Annotated in this window: 14 protein-coding genes; 10 read left to right on the top strand and 4 right to left on the bottom strand. The window is 64.1% G+C overall.

What is annotated here, in order from left to right:
• The first annotated feature begins 39 nt into the window (after positions 1 to 39).
• Positions 40 to 1,230, top strand: a complete 1,191-nt coding sequence (prpF, locus tag ACJA3S_RS09490; protein WP_406821609.1) for a 2-methylaconitate cis-trans isomerase PrpF — start codon at positions 40 to 42, stop codon at positions 1,228 to 1,230.
• A gap of 165 nt (positions 1,231 to 1,395) precedes the next feature.
• Positions 1,396 to 2,880, top strand: a complete 1,485-nt coding sequence (gene prpD / locus ACJA3S_RS09495; protein WP_406821610.1) for a 2-methylcitrate dehydratase — start codon at positions 1,396 to 1,398, stop codon at positions 2,878 to 2,880.
• Positions 2,881 to 3,051: 171 nt separating this feature from the next.
• Here prpD and acnB read toward each other — a convergent pair whose 3' ends face one another.
• Complete coding sequence (gene acnB, locus ACJA3S_RS09500) at positions 3,052 to 5,661, bottom strand: bifunctional aconitate hydratase 2/2-methylisocitrate dehydratase (RefSeq protein WP_406822227.1); 2,610 nt, start codon at positions 5,659 to 5,661, stop codon at positions 3,052 to 3,054.
• Positions 5,662 to 6,067: 406 nt separating this feature from the next.
• On the opposite strand from acnB, the gene ACJA3S_RS09505 reads away from it, so the two are divergent.
• Both ACJA3S_RS09505 and ACJA3S_RS09510 read left to right on the top strand, forming a co-directional pair.
• A complete protein-coding gene (locus ACJA3S_RS09505; RefSeq protein ID WP_406822228.1) occupies positions 6,068 to 6,535 on the top strand; it encodes a DUF1289 domain-containing protein in 468 nt (155 codons plus the stop codon).
• A 73-nt stretch (positions 6,536 to 6,608) separates the two neighbouring features.
• Complete coding sequence (locus ACJA3S_RS09510; RefSeq protein WP_406821611.1) at positions 6,609 to 7,226, top strand: hypothetical protein; 618 nt, start codon at positions 6,609 to 6,611, stop codon at positions 7,224 to 7,226.
• Positions 7,227 to 7,265: 39 nt separating this feature from the next.
• On the opposite strand, the gene queD is transcribed toward ACJA3S_RS09510, so the two are convergent.
• Both queD and ACJA3S_RS09520 read right to left on the bottom strand, forming a co-directional pair.
• Positions 7,266 to 7,622: a 6-carboxytetrahydropterin synthase QueD gene (queD, locus tag ACJA3S_RS09515; protein ID WP_176507467.1), complete on the bottom strand. Its 357-nt coding sequence runs from the start codon at positions 7,620 to 7,622 to the stop codon at positions 7,266 to 7,268.
• A gap of 53 nt (positions 7,623 to 7,675) precedes the next feature.
• Entirely contained in the window at positions 7,676 to 8,755 is a 1,080-nt protein-coding gene (locus ACJA3S_RS09520) for a patatin-like phospholipase family protein (RefSeq protein ID WP_406821612.1), read from the bottom strand.
• A gap of 183 nt (positions 8,756 to 8,938) precedes the next feature.
• On the opposite strand from ACJA3S_RS09520, the gene ACJA3S_RS09525 reads away from it, so the two are divergent.
• From ACJA3S_RS09525 to ACJA3S_RS09545, 5 genes are all read left to right on the top strand, one after another.
• A complete protein-coding gene (locus tag ACJA3S_RS09525) occupies positions 8,939 to 9,247 on the top strand; it encodes a PepSY domain-containing protein (protein WP_406821613.1) in 309 nt (102 codons plus the stop codon).
• The gene (locus ACJA3S_RS09530) at positions 9,247 to 9,561 is read left to right on the top strand and encodes a PepSY domain-containing protein (RefSeq protein WP_406821614.1); all 315 of its coding nucleotides are present in this window, start codon (positions 9,247 to 9,249) and stop codon (positions 9,559 to 9,561) included. Before ACJA3S_RS09525 ends, ACJA3S_RS09530 begins: the two co-directional genes overlap by 1 nt.
• The gene (locus ACJA3S_RS09535) at positions 9,562 to 10,230 is read left to right on the top strand and encodes a response regulator transcription factor (protein ID WP_406821615.1); all 669 of its coding nucleotides are present in this window, start codon (positions 9,562 to 9,564) and stop codon (positions 10,228 to 10,230) included.
• A complete protein-coding gene (locus tag ACJA3S_RS09540) occupies positions 10,227 to 11,585 on the top strand; it encodes a sensor histidine kinase (RefSeq protein WP_406821616.1) in 1,359 nt (452 codons plus the stop codon). The genes ACJA3S_RS09535 and ACJA3S_RS09540 overlap by 4 nt, the downstream gene beginning before the upstream one ends.
• 395 nt (positions 11,586 to 11,980) lie before the next feature.
• A complete protein-coding gene (locus ACJA3S_RS09545; RefSeq protein ID WP_406821617.1) occupies positions 11,981 to 13,135 on the top strand; it encodes an HPP family protein in 1,155 nt (384 codons plus the stop codon).
• Here ACJA3S_RS09545 and ACJA3S_RS09550 read toward each other — a convergent pair.
• The gene (locus tag ACJA3S_RS09550) at positions 13,109 to 13,975 is read right to left on the bottom strand and encodes a LysR family transcriptional regulator (protein WP_406821618.1); all 867 of its coding nucleotides are present in this window, start codon (positions 13,973 to 13,975) and stop codon (positions 13,109 to 13,111) included. The genes ACJA3S_RS09545 and ACJA3S_RS09550 overlap by 27 nt on opposite strands.
• Before the next feature lie 180 nt (positions 13,976 to 14,155).
• On the opposite strand from ACJA3S_RS09550, the gene ACJA3S_RS09555 reads away from it, so the two are divergent.
• Entirely contained in the window at positions 14,156 to 16,045 is a 1,890-nt protein-coding gene (locus tag ACJA3S_RS09555) for a propionyl-CoA synthetase (RefSeq protein ID WP_170029244.1), read from the top strand.
• The last annotated feature ends 26 nt before the right edge of the window (positions 16,046 to 16,071 follow it).

Consider the following 16,071-nt stretch of genomic DNA (forward strand, 5'->3'; position numbering starts at 1 on the left):
CCCAGAGGCCATATGCATCTCAGACAGGACAGCACATCCATGGCTCATGTACCGCAAGTAAAAATCCCCGCCACCTACATCCGTGGCGGTACCAGCAAAGGCGTGTTCTTCCGCCTGCAAGACCTGCCCGAGCAGGCGCAGATTCCTGGCCCGGCGCGCGATGCCCTGCTGCTGCGGGTGATCGGCAGCCCTGACCCCTATGGCAAGCAGATCGACGGCATGGGCGGCGCCACCTCGAGCACCAGCAAGACCGTGATCCTGTCGCAAAGCATCAAGCCCGATCACGACGTCGACTATCTGTTCGGCCAGGTCAGCATCGACAAGGCCTTCGTCGACTGGAGCGGTAACTGTGGCAACCTCTCTGCCGCAGTCGGTTCGTTCGCCATCAGCAGCGGCCTGGTCGACCCTGCACGCATCCCCCGCAACGGCATCGCCACCGTTCGCATCTGGCAGGCCAATATCGGCAAGACCATCATCGCCCACGTGCCGATCAGCGAAGGTCAGGTGCAGGAAACCGGCGACTTCGAGCTGGACGGGGTAACGTTCCCGGCCGCCGAGGTGCAGCTGGAGTTCCTCGACCCAGCGGCCGACGAAGACGGCGACGGTGGCGCGATGTTCCCCACCGGTAACCTGGTCGATGACCTGGTGGTACCGGGCGTGGGCACCTTCAAGGCGACCCTGATCAATGCCGGTATCCCGACCATCTTTCTCAACGCGGCAGACATCGGCTACACCGGCACCGAACTGCAGGATGCCATCAACGCTGACCCGCAGGCGCTGCTGCGTTTCGAGACGATCCGCGCCCATGGCGCCGTTCGCATGGGCCTGATCGACAACGTTGACCAGGCTGCCGGGCGTCAGCACACGCCGAAAGTGGCTTTCGTCGCGCCACCGAGCACCTACACTGCGTCCAGTGGCAAGGCGGTGCAGGCAGGTGATATCGATCTGCTGGTACGGGCCCTGTCCATGGGCAAGCTGCACCATGCCATGATGGGTACGGCCGCAGTGGCCATCGGCACTGCGGCGGCCATTCCGGGGACGCTGGTGAACCTCGCCGCAGGCGGGGGCGAGCGCAGCGCCGTGCGTTTCGGCCACCCCTCGGGCACCCTGCGGGTGGGGGCCGAGGCGCGCCAGGTGAATGGTGAGTGGACAGTGACCAAGGCAATCATGAGCCGCAGTGCTCGGGTGCTGATGGAGGGCTGGGTTCGCGTGCCTGGCGATAGCTTCTAACGCACCCACTGGCGCTCGGCTTCAAGCGGGGCCGCTGCGCGGCTCATCGCCGGCAGGCCGGCTGCCACAGGCATCGCACCGCTGTTGGGGCTGGTGCACCTGTGGCAGCTGGCTTGCTGGCGATGGGCGGCACAGCCGCTCCGGCACTTTTGAAGGGAGCTGCATATGAGCGCCAACGTAGACCTCAATGACCGCCCGGATTACGACCAGGTACTGCAAACCCTCGCCGACTATGCCCTCGGCTACCGGGTGGCATCCGCCGAAGCCCTGGACACCGCGCGCAACTGCCTGATGGATACCCTCGGCTGCGGCCTGCTGGCCCTGCGCTTCCCGGAATGCACCAAGCTGCTCGGCCCGCTGGTGGAGGGCACCGTGGTGCCCCATGGCGCCCGAGTTCCCGGCACCGCCTACCGCCTCGACCCGGTCAAGGCCGCCTGGGACATCGGCTGTAGCGTGCGCTGGCTGGACTATAACGACACCTGGCTGGCGGCCGAATGGGCCCATCCCTCGGACAATCTCGGTGGCATCCTGGCGGTTGCCGACCACCTGTCGCAAAAGCGCGTGGCTGCCGGTGAAGCACCGCTGTTGATGCGTGACGTGCTGGAGGCCATGGTCATGGCCCACGAGATCCAGGGGGTGCTGGCGCTGGAAAACGCCTTCAACCGCGTTGGCCTCGACCACGTGATCCTGGTCAAGGTGGCCTCCACTGCAGTGTGTGCAAGGTTGATGGGAGCCAACCGTGAGCAGATGCTCAGTGCCTTGTCGCACGCCTTCGTCGACGGCCAGGCGCTGCGTACCTACCGCCATGCGCCCAACGCCGGTTCGCGCAAATCCTGGGCTGCCGGTGATGCGTCGAGCCGTGGCGTGCGCCTGGCCGATATCGCCCTGCGTGGCGAGATGGGCGTGCCGGGCGTGCTCACTGCGCCCCAGTGGGGTTTCTATGACGTACTGTTCAGCCACACCAACAAGGACCTGGCGCTCAAGCCTGCCGAACAGCAGGCGTTGCACCTGCCGCAGGCCCTGGGTAGCTACGTGATGGAAAACGTGCTGTTCAAGGTCAGTTTCCCCGCCGAGTTCCATGCCCAGACTGCTTGCGAGGCAGCAGTCACCTTGCATCCGCTGGTTCGTAATCGCCTGCATGAGGTCGATCGCATCGTCATCACCACCCAGGAGTCGGCGATCCGCATCATCTCCAAGAGCGGCCCGCTGGCCAATGCCGCCGATCGTGACCATTGCCTGCAGTACATGGTGGCGGTGCCTCTGATTTTCGGGCACCTGGTGGCCGAGCATTATGAAGACGCCTTCCACGCCAACCACCCGAGCATCGACCGCCTGCGCGAGAAAATGGAGGTGGTGGAAGACCCGCGTTTCAGCCGCGAATACCTGGAACCGGACAAGCGCTCGATTGCCAACGCGCTACAGGTGTTCTTCAAGGATGGCAGCAGTACCGAGCAGGTGGTGGTGGAGTACCCGATCGGTCACCGGCGCCGGCGGGCGGAGGGCATACCGTTGCTGGAGGCCAAATTCAGGGCCAACCTGGCGACGCGCTTCGCGCGGCAGCGCTGTGAGCAGATTCTGGCGGTGTGCAAGAACCAGCAGGCGCTGGAAGAAATGACGGTGCACCGGTTCGTGGATCTGTTCGTGGCTTGAGCTGGCCGGTGCTGGCCTCTTCGCGGCTAACGCCGGTCCTGCACGAAGCCTTTGGCGTTCACGCCTTTGAAGGGCCTGTGGGGCGGGTTGCGCCGCGACCAGGCCGCCTCAGGTGAAACAAAAAAGCCCCGGCATCGCTGCCGGGGCTCTGTTTACAACGTGTAACTCAGCTTACGCCTGAACCACCGGGATCTTGGCGTTGGCTGCCGCTTCGCGGAACTCGGCGATCTGGTCGAAGCTCAGGTAGCGGTAGACGTCGGCAGCCATGCTGTCGATGTCTTTCGCGTACTGCATGTACTCTTCGACGGTCGGCAGCTTGCCGAGGATCGAAGCGACAGCAGCCAGTTCGGCCGATGCCAGGTACACGTTGGTAGCGTCGCCCAGGCGGTTCGGGAAGTTACGGGTCGAGGTGGACACCACGGTCGAGCCGGTCTGTACGCGTGCCTGGTTACCCATGCACAGCGAGCAGCCTGGCATTTCCATGCGTGCACCGGCCTTGCCGTAGATGCCGTAGTAGCCTTCTTCGGTCAGCTGGTGGGCGTCCATCTTGGTTGGCGGAGCCAGCCACAGACGGGTCGGGATACCGCCCTTGACCTTGTCCAGCAGCTTGCCGGCGGCGCGGAAGTGACCGATGTTGGTCATGCACGAACCGATGAACACTTCGTCGATCTTCTCGCCCTGTACCGAGGACAGCAGGCGGGCATCGTCCGGGTCGTTCGGCGCGCAGAGCACAGGCTCCTTGACGTCGGCCAGGTCGATTTCGATGATTTCAGCGTATTCGGCATCGGCGTCGGCCGACAGCAGCTCAGGCTTGGCCAGCCAGGCTTCCATGGCCTGGGCACGGCGCTCCAGGGTGCGGGCATCGCCGTAGCCTTCGCCGATCATCCAGCGCAGCAGGGTGATGTTGGACTGCAGGTACTCGGCAATGGCCTTTTCCGGCAGCTTGATGGTGCAACCGGCAGCGGAACGCTCGGCCGAGGCGTCGGACAGCTCGAAGGCTTGCTCGACGGTCAGCTCGTTCAGGCCTTCGATCTCGAGGATGCGGCCGGAGAAGATGTTCTTCTTGCCTTTCTTCTCGACGGTCAGCAGGCCCTTCTGGATGGCGTAGTAAGGGATGGCATGCACCAGGTCACGCAGGGTGATGCCTGGCTGCAGTTTGCCCTTGAAGCGCACCAGTACCGATTCCGGCATGTCCAGCGGCATGACGCCGGTGGCGGCAGCGAAGGCCACCAGGCCGGAACCGGCCGGGAACGAGATGCCGATCGGGAAGCGGGTGTGCGAGTCGCCGCCGGTACCCACGGTGTCTGGCATCAGCATGCGGTTCAGCCAGCTGTGGATGATGCCGTCGCCCGGGCGCAGCGACACGCCGCCACGGGTGCGGATGAAGTCTGGCAGGGTGTGGTGGGTGGTGACGTCGATCGGCTTCGGATAGGCCGCGGTGTGGCAGAACGACTGCATCACCAGGTCAGCGGAGAAGCCCAGGCACGCCAGGTCCTTCAGCTCGTCGCGGGTCATCGGGCCAGTGGTGTCCTGGGAACCGACGGTGGTCATCTTCGGCTCGCAGTAGGTACCTGGGCGCACGCCCTTGCCTTCCGGCAGGCCGCAGGCACGGCCGACCATCTTCTGCGCCAGGGTGTAGCCCTTGCCCGAATCGGCAGGCTGCTCCGGCTTCTTGAACAGGTCGGAAGCGCCCAGGCCCAGTTCGGCGCGAGCCTTCTCGGTCAGGCCACGGCCGACGATCAGCGGGATACGGCCGCCAGCGCGGACTTCATCCAGCAGCACTTCGGTCTTCAGCTGGAAGGTGGTGACCAGTTCGTCGCTGCCGTGACGGCGCACTTCGCCTTTGAACGGGTAAACGTCGATGACGTCGCCCATGGCCAGGTTGGTGCAGTCGAATTCGATCGGCAGGGCACCGGCGTCTTCCATGGTGTTGTAGAAGATCGGGGCGATCTTGGTGCCGAAGCAGAAGCCACCGGCACGCTTGTTCGGTACGTACGGGATGTCGTCGCCGAAGAACCACAGCACCGAGTTGGTAGCCGATTTGCGCGAGGAGCCGGTACCGACCACGTCACCGACGTAGGCAACCGGGAAGCCCTTGGCCTTGACCGCTTCGATCTGCGCCAGCGGGCCGACCGAACCAGGCTGCTGCGGCTCGATGCCGTCGCGGGCCATTTTCAGCATGGCCAGGGCGTGCAGCGGGATATCAGGGCGCGACCAGGCGTCCGGGGCAGGCGACAGGTCGTCGGTGTTGGTTTCGCCAGGCACCTTGAACACGGTCAGGGTGTACTTGTCGGCGATCGCCGGACGCGAGGTGAACCACTCGCCGGCAGCCCAGGATTCCAGCACGGCCTTGGCGTGAACGTTGCCTGCCTTGGCCTTTTCGGCCACGTCGTGGAAGGCGTCGAACATCAGCAGGGTGTGCTTGAGCTGCTCGCCCGCGACGGCGCCCAGCTCGGCGTCATCCAGCAGCGCAACCAGCGTTTCGATGTTGTAGCCGCCCTGCATGGTGCCCAGCAGTTCGGTGGCGTGCTTGCGGTCGATCAGCGGCGACTTGGCTTCGCCCTTGGCGATGGCGGACAGGAAAGCGGCCTTGACGTAGGCGGCTTCGTCGACCCCTGGTGGTACGCGGTGGGTGATCAGGTCTACGAGGAAGGCTTCTTCGCCGGCCGGCGGGTTTTTCAGCAGCTCGACCAGGCCTGCAGTTTGTTCGGCGTTCAGCGGCTGGGGCACGATACCCAGGGCGGCACGCTCTTCGATGTGTTTGCGGTAGGCTTCAAGCACAGTTATTTCCCTCATCAGTGGTCCCTAAAGGGGGTCCGGGACGCTCATCCAGCATTCAATGCACCCATGCGCTGCCACGGCTTTGTGGGCCGCCCAGCCAGAGTCGCAAGGAATCCTTACAGAAGCTGCTTTCAAAGTTTTACGCCTGCAGAACGGAAAGCTGATGAGGGCTGGCACGGGCATGCGAGGGATGCATGGCCCGGGCCAACGCCGTTCTACCGGATGAACTGTGCTCGTGACGCTTTGAAAACAGCTTCCAACGGACATTGTTGCCTTTGAAAAGGCGGGATGATTCTACGGTAAAAAAAGCCCGAAGGTAAGGCGGCGGAGACCACTTTAACGAGTGACCCTGGTTAGACAAAGGGCTAACATGGGCCTGTGTTCCACCGCCAAGCCGTTGTTTCCAATGTCCAACCAGTCCATCAAGACCCCGTGTGTCGGCCTCTGCTCCACTGTCTATGGAGACACCGTTTGCCGAGGCTGCAAGCGTTTTCACCACGAAGTGATCCACTGGAACGGTTACGACGACGAGCAGAAGCGCGCCGTGTGGTTGCGTCTGGAACAGCTGCTGGTGCAGGTGATGATGGCCAAGCTGGAAGTGTTCGACAAGAACCTGCTGCGCCAACAGCTGCAGCAGCGCGCCATCCGTTTCGTCGAGCAACAGTCGGAGTACTGCTGGGCGTACCAGCTGATCGCCCGTGGGGCCCGGATGATCCGGGATCTCGAGGCCTACGGCATGGTGTTGTTGCCAGAATTCCGCGGCTGGGAGCTGCTGCAATTGCGCGATGCGATCGACCGCGAGTTCTTCCTGTTGTCCGAGGCGCATTATCAGCGTTATATCGCCCCGGCGTTTCTCGACTCGGCAATGCAGTAAGCCATTTCCCTGTACCTTGGCCGCCCAGATCAGGATTAGCCTCGGTGCCTTCATCCAGATCTGGAGCAGGCGCATGGCATTCTATTTTCGTTTCCAACCGAAGCTGTCTTTCATTGCCAGGTGGTGGTGGCAATTGGACGGTGTGCACATCAATCCCTTCGAATGGCGGGCTTCCAGTCACCTGCTTAAACCCATCTGGGTCGGTATCGAGCGGGGAGATGGCGAAGATGGCTACCTGCGCACCGAGAGCCGGGAAGGCACGCTGATACCTTGGTCGCCATTGAAATCCCATGGCGGGGGCGAACTGCACGATCGGTTCTGGTTCGGTGTGTATGAAAGAAATGGGCGTTATCACTATCAGATCCGGCCCGTGAGCTACAAGGCCAATGGCAAGCCGCAGATCGTCAACCAGTATCTGGATACAGACACCGTCGGCTACATGGGCATGTACCAGGGTTTATCCAACGTGCCGGAGTGGGTGGTCTACGTGGGGGAAGACATGTGGCAGCTCGAGGGGCTGGACCCGGAAGATCTGTTCGAAGGGCAGAGCTGCGTCAATTTGAAGATGTCGGATGTCGATGGCAATCCCGTTACCCGGCGTCTACAGGCCGGGCAGCCTTACTTGTACACCGGTTCCGATGCCTATCAGGGGCGCGTCACCGTTCAGGTCGTGCAGCGCCCCTTCCCATAGCCGCTCTCAGTGCGAGGCTTGGGCAACCAGGCCCTTGGCTCAATCGCCGCTGTATTCGCAGCCGCTGGTGCAGGTTTCATGAATGCGTACTTTGGACAGCTCCGGCATCAGCGGCTTGACCTGGTCCCAGATCCACTTGGCGATGACTTCGCTGGTCGGGTTTTCCAGGCCAGGGATGTCGTTCAGGTAGTTGTGATCCAACTGATCGTAGATCGGCTTGAAGATCGCCTTCACCTCGGCAAAATCACGGATCCAGCCGGTGTGCGGGTCGAGCGGCCCGGTCAGGTGCAGGCCGACCTTGAACGAGTGGCCGTGCAGGCGGCCGCATTTGTGCCCGGCAGGGACGTTGGGCAGGCGGTGCGCCGATTCGAATGTGAATTCCTTGAAGATTTCCACGCTGTCATAACTCTGTGTGAATCGATAATGCGCGCAGTCTACCAGCATGGCCGCTACAAGGCTTGCAGCTGATCATGCAACCGCCCGGTGGCGATCAGCTCCAGCAACTCGTCGCCCAGCCGCTGGCTTTCGGCAATGGCCTTGTACCAGTAGCGTTTACGGCTTGGCGCATCACCCATGAAGCGCTTGAAGTCGTTACGGTCGGGCAGCTTGCCGTAGGGCAGGGCGGCCAGGTATTGCGCCGAGGGCGTCATCAGCAGCACGTTCTGCAGGCGCGAGGCATCGCCCCTGCGCCAGGGCAGGGCCTTGTCGAACCAGCCAGGCACGACCTTGTCGGTGAAGTGCGGGTACAGCACCAGATCGTCGCCGCGGTAGGGCAGGTCGAGGTGGTAATCGAGCAGGCCGCCGTCCCGGTAGGTGCCGGCACCGGCACCAGGGATGTCTTTCACACCCTCCATGACCATGGGGATGGAGCCCGAGGCGAGCAGGGCATGGCGCAGGTTGGCCAGGTCCAGCGGCAGGCAGCGCGAGGGGAAATCGGTGAGCGCGTCGAGCGGCGGCGTGGCGCGGCCATCGTGAAGGATGATGCGTTCGAAGTGACGGGCCAGGCGCGCACGGCCAAGCAGGTTGCTGGCAACCACCGAACCCAGGCCTAGGCCCAGGCGCGCGCGATGGTCGTGGGCAAGATGCCCATGGCTCTTGACCACCAGGATGTTCAGGCGATAGTGCGGGTTGGCCAGCAGCTCGCCGTCGCGGCCTTGCAACAGGTCATCGAGCATGCGTTGGCAGCTGCGGCTGATCTCGGAGGGCGTGACGCCCTTGGCAAAATCCTGCTCGGTATACAGTTCGCCCAGGCGGCGGATGCCCGCGACCGGGTCGTCAAGGCAGGCACTGGCGAAGCGCCAGGCACCGATCGAAGCACCGATCAGGGCGCGTTGCCGGGGCGCCGACGGCAGCCATTCACCGAACAGTGCCAGGTCCAGGCCCTGGATGCCCAGCGGCTTCGGCCCACCCGCCGCGCCCGGCAGCACACCGACATCGGCCGCCTGCAAGCCGCGCTCGCGGATCTGCCGCAGGGCACGCTGGCCTGCCTTGAAGGTAAGGGCGGGGTACTTGATGTGGATGGCGCTCATGACGGGTCTCTTGGGCGGTGTCTGGGCATTATAGGGACGCTGCGGGGTCTCTGTGCAGGTCGGCAAGCCGCTGGCCCATTGACCTGCGCTATCATGCCGGCAGTTGTTTTCAGGTTGAATTAAGGACCGCTGGGTAATCTTAACCCCGTAGACAACTTGTACAGTTCTCAGGAGAGAAGAACGATGAAAACCTTGACTGCCCTGTTCACCGCCGCCGCCCTCGCGTTCGGCGCCAACGCTGCCTTCGCCAAGGACGTACAGCCCGACGAAGTGGTCAAACTGGTCAACGCCAAGACCATCAAGTCGCTGGACGAACTCAAGGCCGCTGCCGTGGCCAAGCACCCGGGCGCCACGGTCACCGACTCCGAGCTGGAAGACGAATACGGTCGCTACATCTACAAGGTCGAGCTGCGCGACAGCCAGAATGTCGAATGGGATGTCGACCTGGATGCCAGGACCGGTGAGGTCCTCAAGGACGAGCGGGACAACTGATGATTCACCTGCCGCGGTCGGCACGCTACCTCGCGCTGGTGCTGCTGGCCGCTTGTTCGTTGGCCATGGCCCGCGACCTTGACCAGGACGAAGCCCTGGAATTGCGCCAGAAGGGGGTCATCCTGCCACTTGAGCACCTGCTGGAAACTGCCCTGGGGCGTCACCCCGGGGCACGCCTGCTGGAGGCCGAACTGGAGGAGGATGACGATCGCTATGAATATGAAGTCGAGTTGCTGACGGTTGAAGGCGTGGTGCGCGAGGTCAAGCTCGATGCCAGCACCGGTACCCTGCTCAAGGACGAGGAAGACGACTGAATGCGCCTGTTGCTAGTCGAAGATAACGTGCCGCTGGCCGATGAACTGACCCGCGCACTGCAACGCCAGGGCTACGCTGTCGACTGGCTGGCCGATGGGCGTGATGCCGCCTACCAGGGGCAGAGCGAACCGTACGACCTGATCCTCCTCGACCTGGGCTTGCCGGGCTTGCCGGGCCTTGAGGTGCTGGCGCAGTGGCGCGCTGCCGGCCTGACCACACCGGTGCTGATCCTTACCGCGCGCGGCTCCTGGGCCGAGCGTATCGAAGGGCTGAAAGCCGGGGCCGATGACTACCTGAGCAAACCGTTCCACCCCGAAGAGCTGCAACTGCGCATCCAGGCGTTGCTGCGCCGTGCCCGTGGCCTGGCCAACCAACCGACGCTGGAGGCGGCCGGCCTGCACCTGGACGAAAGTCGCCAATGTGTGAGTCGCGATGGTGAGGATATCCAGCTGACTGCCGCCGAGTTCCGCCTGCTGCGCTATTTCATGCTGCATCCGCAGCAGATCCTGTCCAAGAGCCACCTGGCCGAGCATCTCTACGACGGCGAGACCGAGCGCGATTCCAACGTGCTGGAAGTGCATGTCAACCACTTGCGGCGCAAGCTGGGCCGCAGCGTCATCGAGACTCGTCGCGGGCAAGGCTACATCTACGCCGGGAGCAGCGCGTGAAGTCGATCCAGGCGCGCCTTAGCCTGGGCCTGGTGGCGGTGCTGGTGGTGGTCGGCCTGGTGCTGGCGCAACTGACCCTGTGGCTGTTCGAGGCTGGCCTGCAGCGTTACCTGGAGAACGGCCTGCGCAAGGAAAGCGAGAACCTGCTGGTCGCCCTGGTGCGCGGGCCTTCCGGCCTGCAGCTGGATGAGCGGCGTATCTCGGCGGCTTACCAGCGGCCGTTTTCCGGCTATTACTTCCGCATCGATTTCGATAAAGGTACCTGGCGTTCTCGCTCGCTGTGGGACCTGGACATGCCCAAACCTGCTGCGCCGGGTCTTTCCGACAGCCACCAACTGGGGCCGGAAGGTCAGCAATTGCTGGCCTTGCGCGCCGATTACCGGCGCCTGGGGCAGGACATCTCGATCAGCGTGGCACAGGACTATTCGCCGGTGCGCGACGGTTTCCGGCGCATGCAGCAGATCGGCCTGGGCATGGGCCTGGTGGCCCTGGTTCTGGTGCTGGTGTTGCAACGCATCACCGTGACCCGCTCGCTGCGGCCACTGGAGCGCGCGCGTCAGCAGATCGCCCAACTGCAGCAGGGCCGGCGCTCGCAGCTGGATGCCGAGGTGCCCAGCGAACTGGCGCCACTGGTGGGGCAGATCAACCATTTGTTGCAGCATACCGAAGACAGCCTGCGCCGCTCGCGCAATGCACTGGGCAACCTTGGCCATGCGCTGAAGACGCCGCTGGCGGTGCTGCTGAGCCTGGCTGCCAGCGAGCGGTTGAACGAGTTGCCCGAGGTGCGCGCGCAGATGCGTGAGCAACTGGAGCAGATCCAGCAACGCCTGGCGCGCGAGCTGAACCGGGCAAGGTTGGCAGGTGACGCGCTGCCGGGCGCGCAGTTTGACTGTGACGCCGAATTGCCAGGGCTGCTGGCGACGCTTGGGCTGATTCATGGTGAGGGCTTGTTGCTGGCCAGCGATGTACCGTCCGGGCTGTTGCTGCCTTGGGACCGCGAGGATTTCCTCGAATTGCTCGGCAACCTGCTGGACAACGCCTGCAAGTGGGCTGACAGCGAGGTGCGCCTGGGCATTGCGGTGGATACCGCGGGCTACCGGTTGTGGGTCGATGACGATGGCCCGGGCATCCCCGACAGCCAGCGGCAACAGGTGCTGGAGCGCGGTTCACGGCTGGACGAGCAGGTTGACGGGCATGGCCTGGGGTTGGGCATCGTGCGCGATATCATCGAAGCCTGGGGCGGGCGCCTGGCGCTGCTGGAGAGCCCGTTGGGTGGGCTGCGGGTCAGCATCGACCTGCCGCGCAAGGCATCGATAATGCCGACGCGGCTTGCCGGCCCACAGGTAGAGCGCTGACTTGAATCGATGCGAAACGTGTAGGCCCGGCTTCAGCCGCGATCACCGGCAAAGCCGGTGTCATTCACCGCGTCGCCTGCATCGCGGATAAATCCGCTCCTACAGGTGTGAACTATGCCGGCCTCGAGTTGGCGCGGTACCTGTAGGAACGGCTTCAGCCGCATCACCGGCAAAGCTGGTGCCATCCACCGCGTTGCCTGCATCGCGGATAAAATCCGCTCCTACGGGGCGAATCGATGGGCTGTGATATCACCAATGCAAAAAAATTGCAGTACAGCCGCATTTTTTTGAATTAGCCCAACCTCAACCTGCCCGGCAAAATCCCCTGCACGAAACCGGCCGTCAGTACCGGGCTTTCTTTCCTACCAGAAAAACCAAAGATCCTGATTATCTAAATGTCTGCCTCGCGTTCCGAAAGTCGTCTGCAGCGGCTGTTGCCTGCGCCGCTGAATATTCCCCCCAGAGAATGGTTGCGTGCCGCTATCGGTGCATTGCTCGGCCTGTTCCTCGCCGGTTGGCTGACCAGCATGGCCTTTGGCCCGGGCATCGCCTTGCACCTGCTCGGCCCGCTGGCGGCTTCGGCAGTGCTGGTGTTCGCCGTGCATTCCGGCCCGTTGGCCCAGCCCTGGCCGGTGCTGGGCAGCTACGCCGTGGCCGGTGCGGTCGGCCTGGCCATGCGCCAGGGCTTCGGCGCGGAGTTGTGGGTGGCCGCCGCTGCCCTGGGTATCTCGATCCTGATGATGTGCCTGCTGCGCTGCCTGCACCCACCGGGTGGCGGCGTGGCGCTGAGCGCGGTGCTGGCCGACCCGGGGCTGACCGCGCTGGGCGATCGGCTGCTGGAGCCGGTGTTGCTCAATGCGCTGATCCTGGTAACAGTGGCGATCCTCTACAACCGCCTGACCGGCGTGCGTTACCCGAAAGGCGCCGCGCCGCGCAAGGACCTGCACCATACCCATGACCCGCTGCCCAGCGAGCGGGTCGGCATCCGTGGCGAAGACCTGGACCAGGCACTGGAAGAGCTGGGCGAGTTCGTCGACGTCACCCGTGACGAACTGGAACGCATCATCCTGGCCACCGAACAGCACGCCCTGCAGCGCAGCCTCGGCGGCATCACCGCAGCTTCGGTCATGTCCCGCGATGTTCAGTTCGCCTCGCCCGATACCACCCTGGAGCAGGCCTGGCAGATGCTGGCCAGCCATCACCTGAAAACCCTGCCAGTGCTGCAGCACGGCAAGCTGGTGGGCATCGTCAGCCTCAGCGACCTGGTCGGCCCGGCCATGCAGCGGGGCCGCTTCAGTTGGCGTGGTTGGTTCGGCCGCAAGGCGGTGCGCATGGAGCAGATAATGAGCCGCCGGGTCATCAGCGTCAGCAGCCAGCACCCGCTGGAGCGGTTGCTGCCGTTGCTGTGCGAGCAGGGTCTGCACTGCCTGCCGGTGCTGGAAGCCGACCAGCTGGTGGGGGTGATCACCCAGACCGACCTGATCGCCGGCCTCAAGCGCCAGTTGCTCAGCCGGACCGAAGCTTCAGATCAGCGGGTCCCAGCGTTGTGACCAGTCGCTGGCGCCGGCGGCTATCAGCCGGCGCAGGATGGCGAAGGCTTGTTGCAGGGCGTCGCTGTCCTGTTTGCGCGGGTACACCAGATAAGTCGGGTAGGTGAATTCCGGCGCCTGCGGCACCCGCTCGAATATCCCGCTGTCCAGGTAGGCCTGCACGACCCGGGTGCGGAAGTAGCCACTGCCACCCTGGTCGAGTATGAACTGCAACGCCAGCGGCCCCAGGTTGAAACTCAGCGCCGGGCGTGCGCAATCGGGCAGGGCGGCATCGTGCTGGCGGCGGAAGGCTTCGCCCCAGTCGATGTAGATGTACGGCTCGGGGCGGTCGACCCGGCGCACGCGGATCAGCTTTTCTTCCATCAACTGCTCTACCTGCAGCCCCGGGCCATAGGTCGGCTGGTAGACCAGCGCGGCATCCAGCAGGCCCATTTCAACCTTGCGCAGCAGCGACTCGCCGTCGCTCACCTCGCTGCGAATGGCATGGCTGGGGAGCTCTTGGTGCAGCGCACTGACCCAGTCGAGCATCATCGGGTTGCCCAGGCTCACTTCACCGCCTACATGCAGCACCTGCTGGCAGCCTTGCGGCAGCGGCAGGTCGCGGCGCGCCGCCTCCCAGGTTTGCACCAGCTGATTGGCGTAGCTGACAAAGGCCTCGCCGTCGCTGGTCAGGCTGGCGCCGTTGCGGCTGCGCACGAACAGCTGGCAACCCAGTTGCTGCTCCAGGCGCTGGACACGGGCGGTAATTGCCGTCTGTGACACGAACAGGCGCTCGGCGGCGGCAACCAGGCTGCCGCAACGCACGATTTCCAGAAAGGTTCGGGCCTGATCGATGTCCATGCGCTGCTCGTGGGTTGAAGGGGTGGCCTATTCTAGAGGCTTTGCACTGTTACGGGGCGCTTTTGCGCTGTCTGCAAATTTGCAGGTCGGTTGTGACTTTAGTCCCATGGCGGTGCGGCTGCAGCGGTCCATACTCAGGTTTCGCCCTTCAATAACAACAAGTACCGGGTATTCCTCGATATGAGCTACCAGCACAGCTACGCCCATTCCATTTCCGACCCTGCTGCATTCTGGGCGGAACAGGCCGCGCACCTGGCCTGGCACCGCAAGCCAGCCCTGACCTTGCAGGACAACGCCGACGGTACTCACCGCTGGTTCGCCGATGGCCGCCTGAACAGCTGCTACCTGGCCCTCGATCACCAGATCGAGCAAGGCCGGGGCGAGCAGTTGGCACTGATCTACGATTCGCCAGTGACCGGTGTGCAGCAGGCCTACACCTACCATCAGTTGCGTGACGAGGTGGCACGCCTGGCCGGTTTGCTGCGCCAGCTGGGGGTGAACAAGGGCGATGGGGTGATCATCTACATGCCCATGGTGCCGCAGGCGGCCATGGCCATGCTGGCCTGTGCGCGGATCGGAGCGGTGCATTCGGTGGTGTTCGGTGGCTTTGCCGCCAACGAACTGGCCTTGCGCATCGACGATGCCCGGCCAACCTTGCTGCTGACAGCCTCCTGCGGGCTGGAGTTCGACCGGGTGATCGCCTACAAGCCGCTGGTCGACCGCGCCCTGCAGCTGGCCCGCCACCAGCCGCGCAAGGTGCTGGTGTTGCAACGGCCGCAAGCCTGCGCCGAGCTGCAGGCGGGCCGTGACCTGGACTGGCAGGCGGCATTGGCGCAGGCCGAGCCGGTGCCACCGGTGGAGCTGGATGCGGGCGACCCGCTGTACATCATGTATACCTCGGGCACCACCGGCAAACCCAAAGGCATCGTGCGGGAAAACGGCGGCAACGCCGTGGCGCTGTGCTATGCCATGCGTCACATCTATGGCATGCAGGCGGGCGACGTGTGGTGGGGGATTTCCGATGTCGGCTGGGTAGTTGGCCATTCGCTGATCGTCTACGGGCCGCTGATGAGTGGCTGCACCACGGTGTTCTACGAAGGCAAGCCGATCCGCACCCCGGACGCTTCGGCCTACTGGCGGGTGGTGGAGCAGTACAAGGTCAATGCCCTGTTCTGTGCGCCCACCGCCATGCGCGCCATCCGCAAGGAAGACCCGGACGGCGAGCTGATTCGCAAGCACGACCTGAGCTCGCTGCGCCAGTTGTTCCTGGCGGGCGAGAAACTCGATTCCAGCACCCACGAGTGGTTGGAACGGGTCACTGGCAAGCCGGTGCACGACCACTGGTGGCAGACCGAGACCGGCTGGCCGGTCACCGCGCCCTGCGTCGGGCTGGAGGGCAGCGCGGCGAAGCCGGGGTCCAGCAACCGGGCGGTGCCGGGCTACCACGTGCAGGTACTGGATGACGAGGGGCATCTGCTGGGGCCGAACCACCAGGGCTCGATCGTCATTGCCCTGCCGCTGCCACCCGGCTGCAGCCAGACGCTATGGGGCGACCACGAGCGCTACCTGCAGGCTTACCTGCGCACCTACCCGGGCTACTATCACACTGGCGATGGCGGCTATCTGGATGACGACGGTTTCGTCTACATCATGGGCCGCACGGATGATGTGATCAACGTGTCCGGGCACCGGCTGTCCACCGGCGAGATGGAGGACCTGGTGGCGCGTCATCCGGCAGTGGCCGAGTGCGCAGTCATCGGCGTGCATGACGAAATCAAGGGGCAGGTACCACTGGCCCTGGTGGTGCTCAAGGATGGCGAGGGCATCGCCGAGGCGCAGTTGCTGGTGGAGCTGGTGGGCAGCGTGCGCGAGGAGATTGGCGCATTGGCCTGCTTCAACCGGGTGCGGCTGGTGAAGCGGCTGCCCAAGACCCGCTCGGGGAAGATCCTGCGGGCCGTGCTGCGCAAGATTGCCGACGGGCAGGACTACCTGCCGCCTTCGACCCTGGATGACCCGGCGGTGCTCGGGGAGATCGAAGCGGTGCTGGCGGACTTGCCCAGGGCTGGCTGAGCAGCGCCCGCGTTGCGTGAGGCGCT

It is taken from the genome of Pseudomonas sp. KnCO4 (assembly GCF_045344305.1).
Lineage (GTDB): Bacteria > Pseudomonadota > Gammaproteobacteria > Pseudomonadales > Pseudomonadaceae > Aquipseudomonas > Aquipseudomonas anuradhapurensis.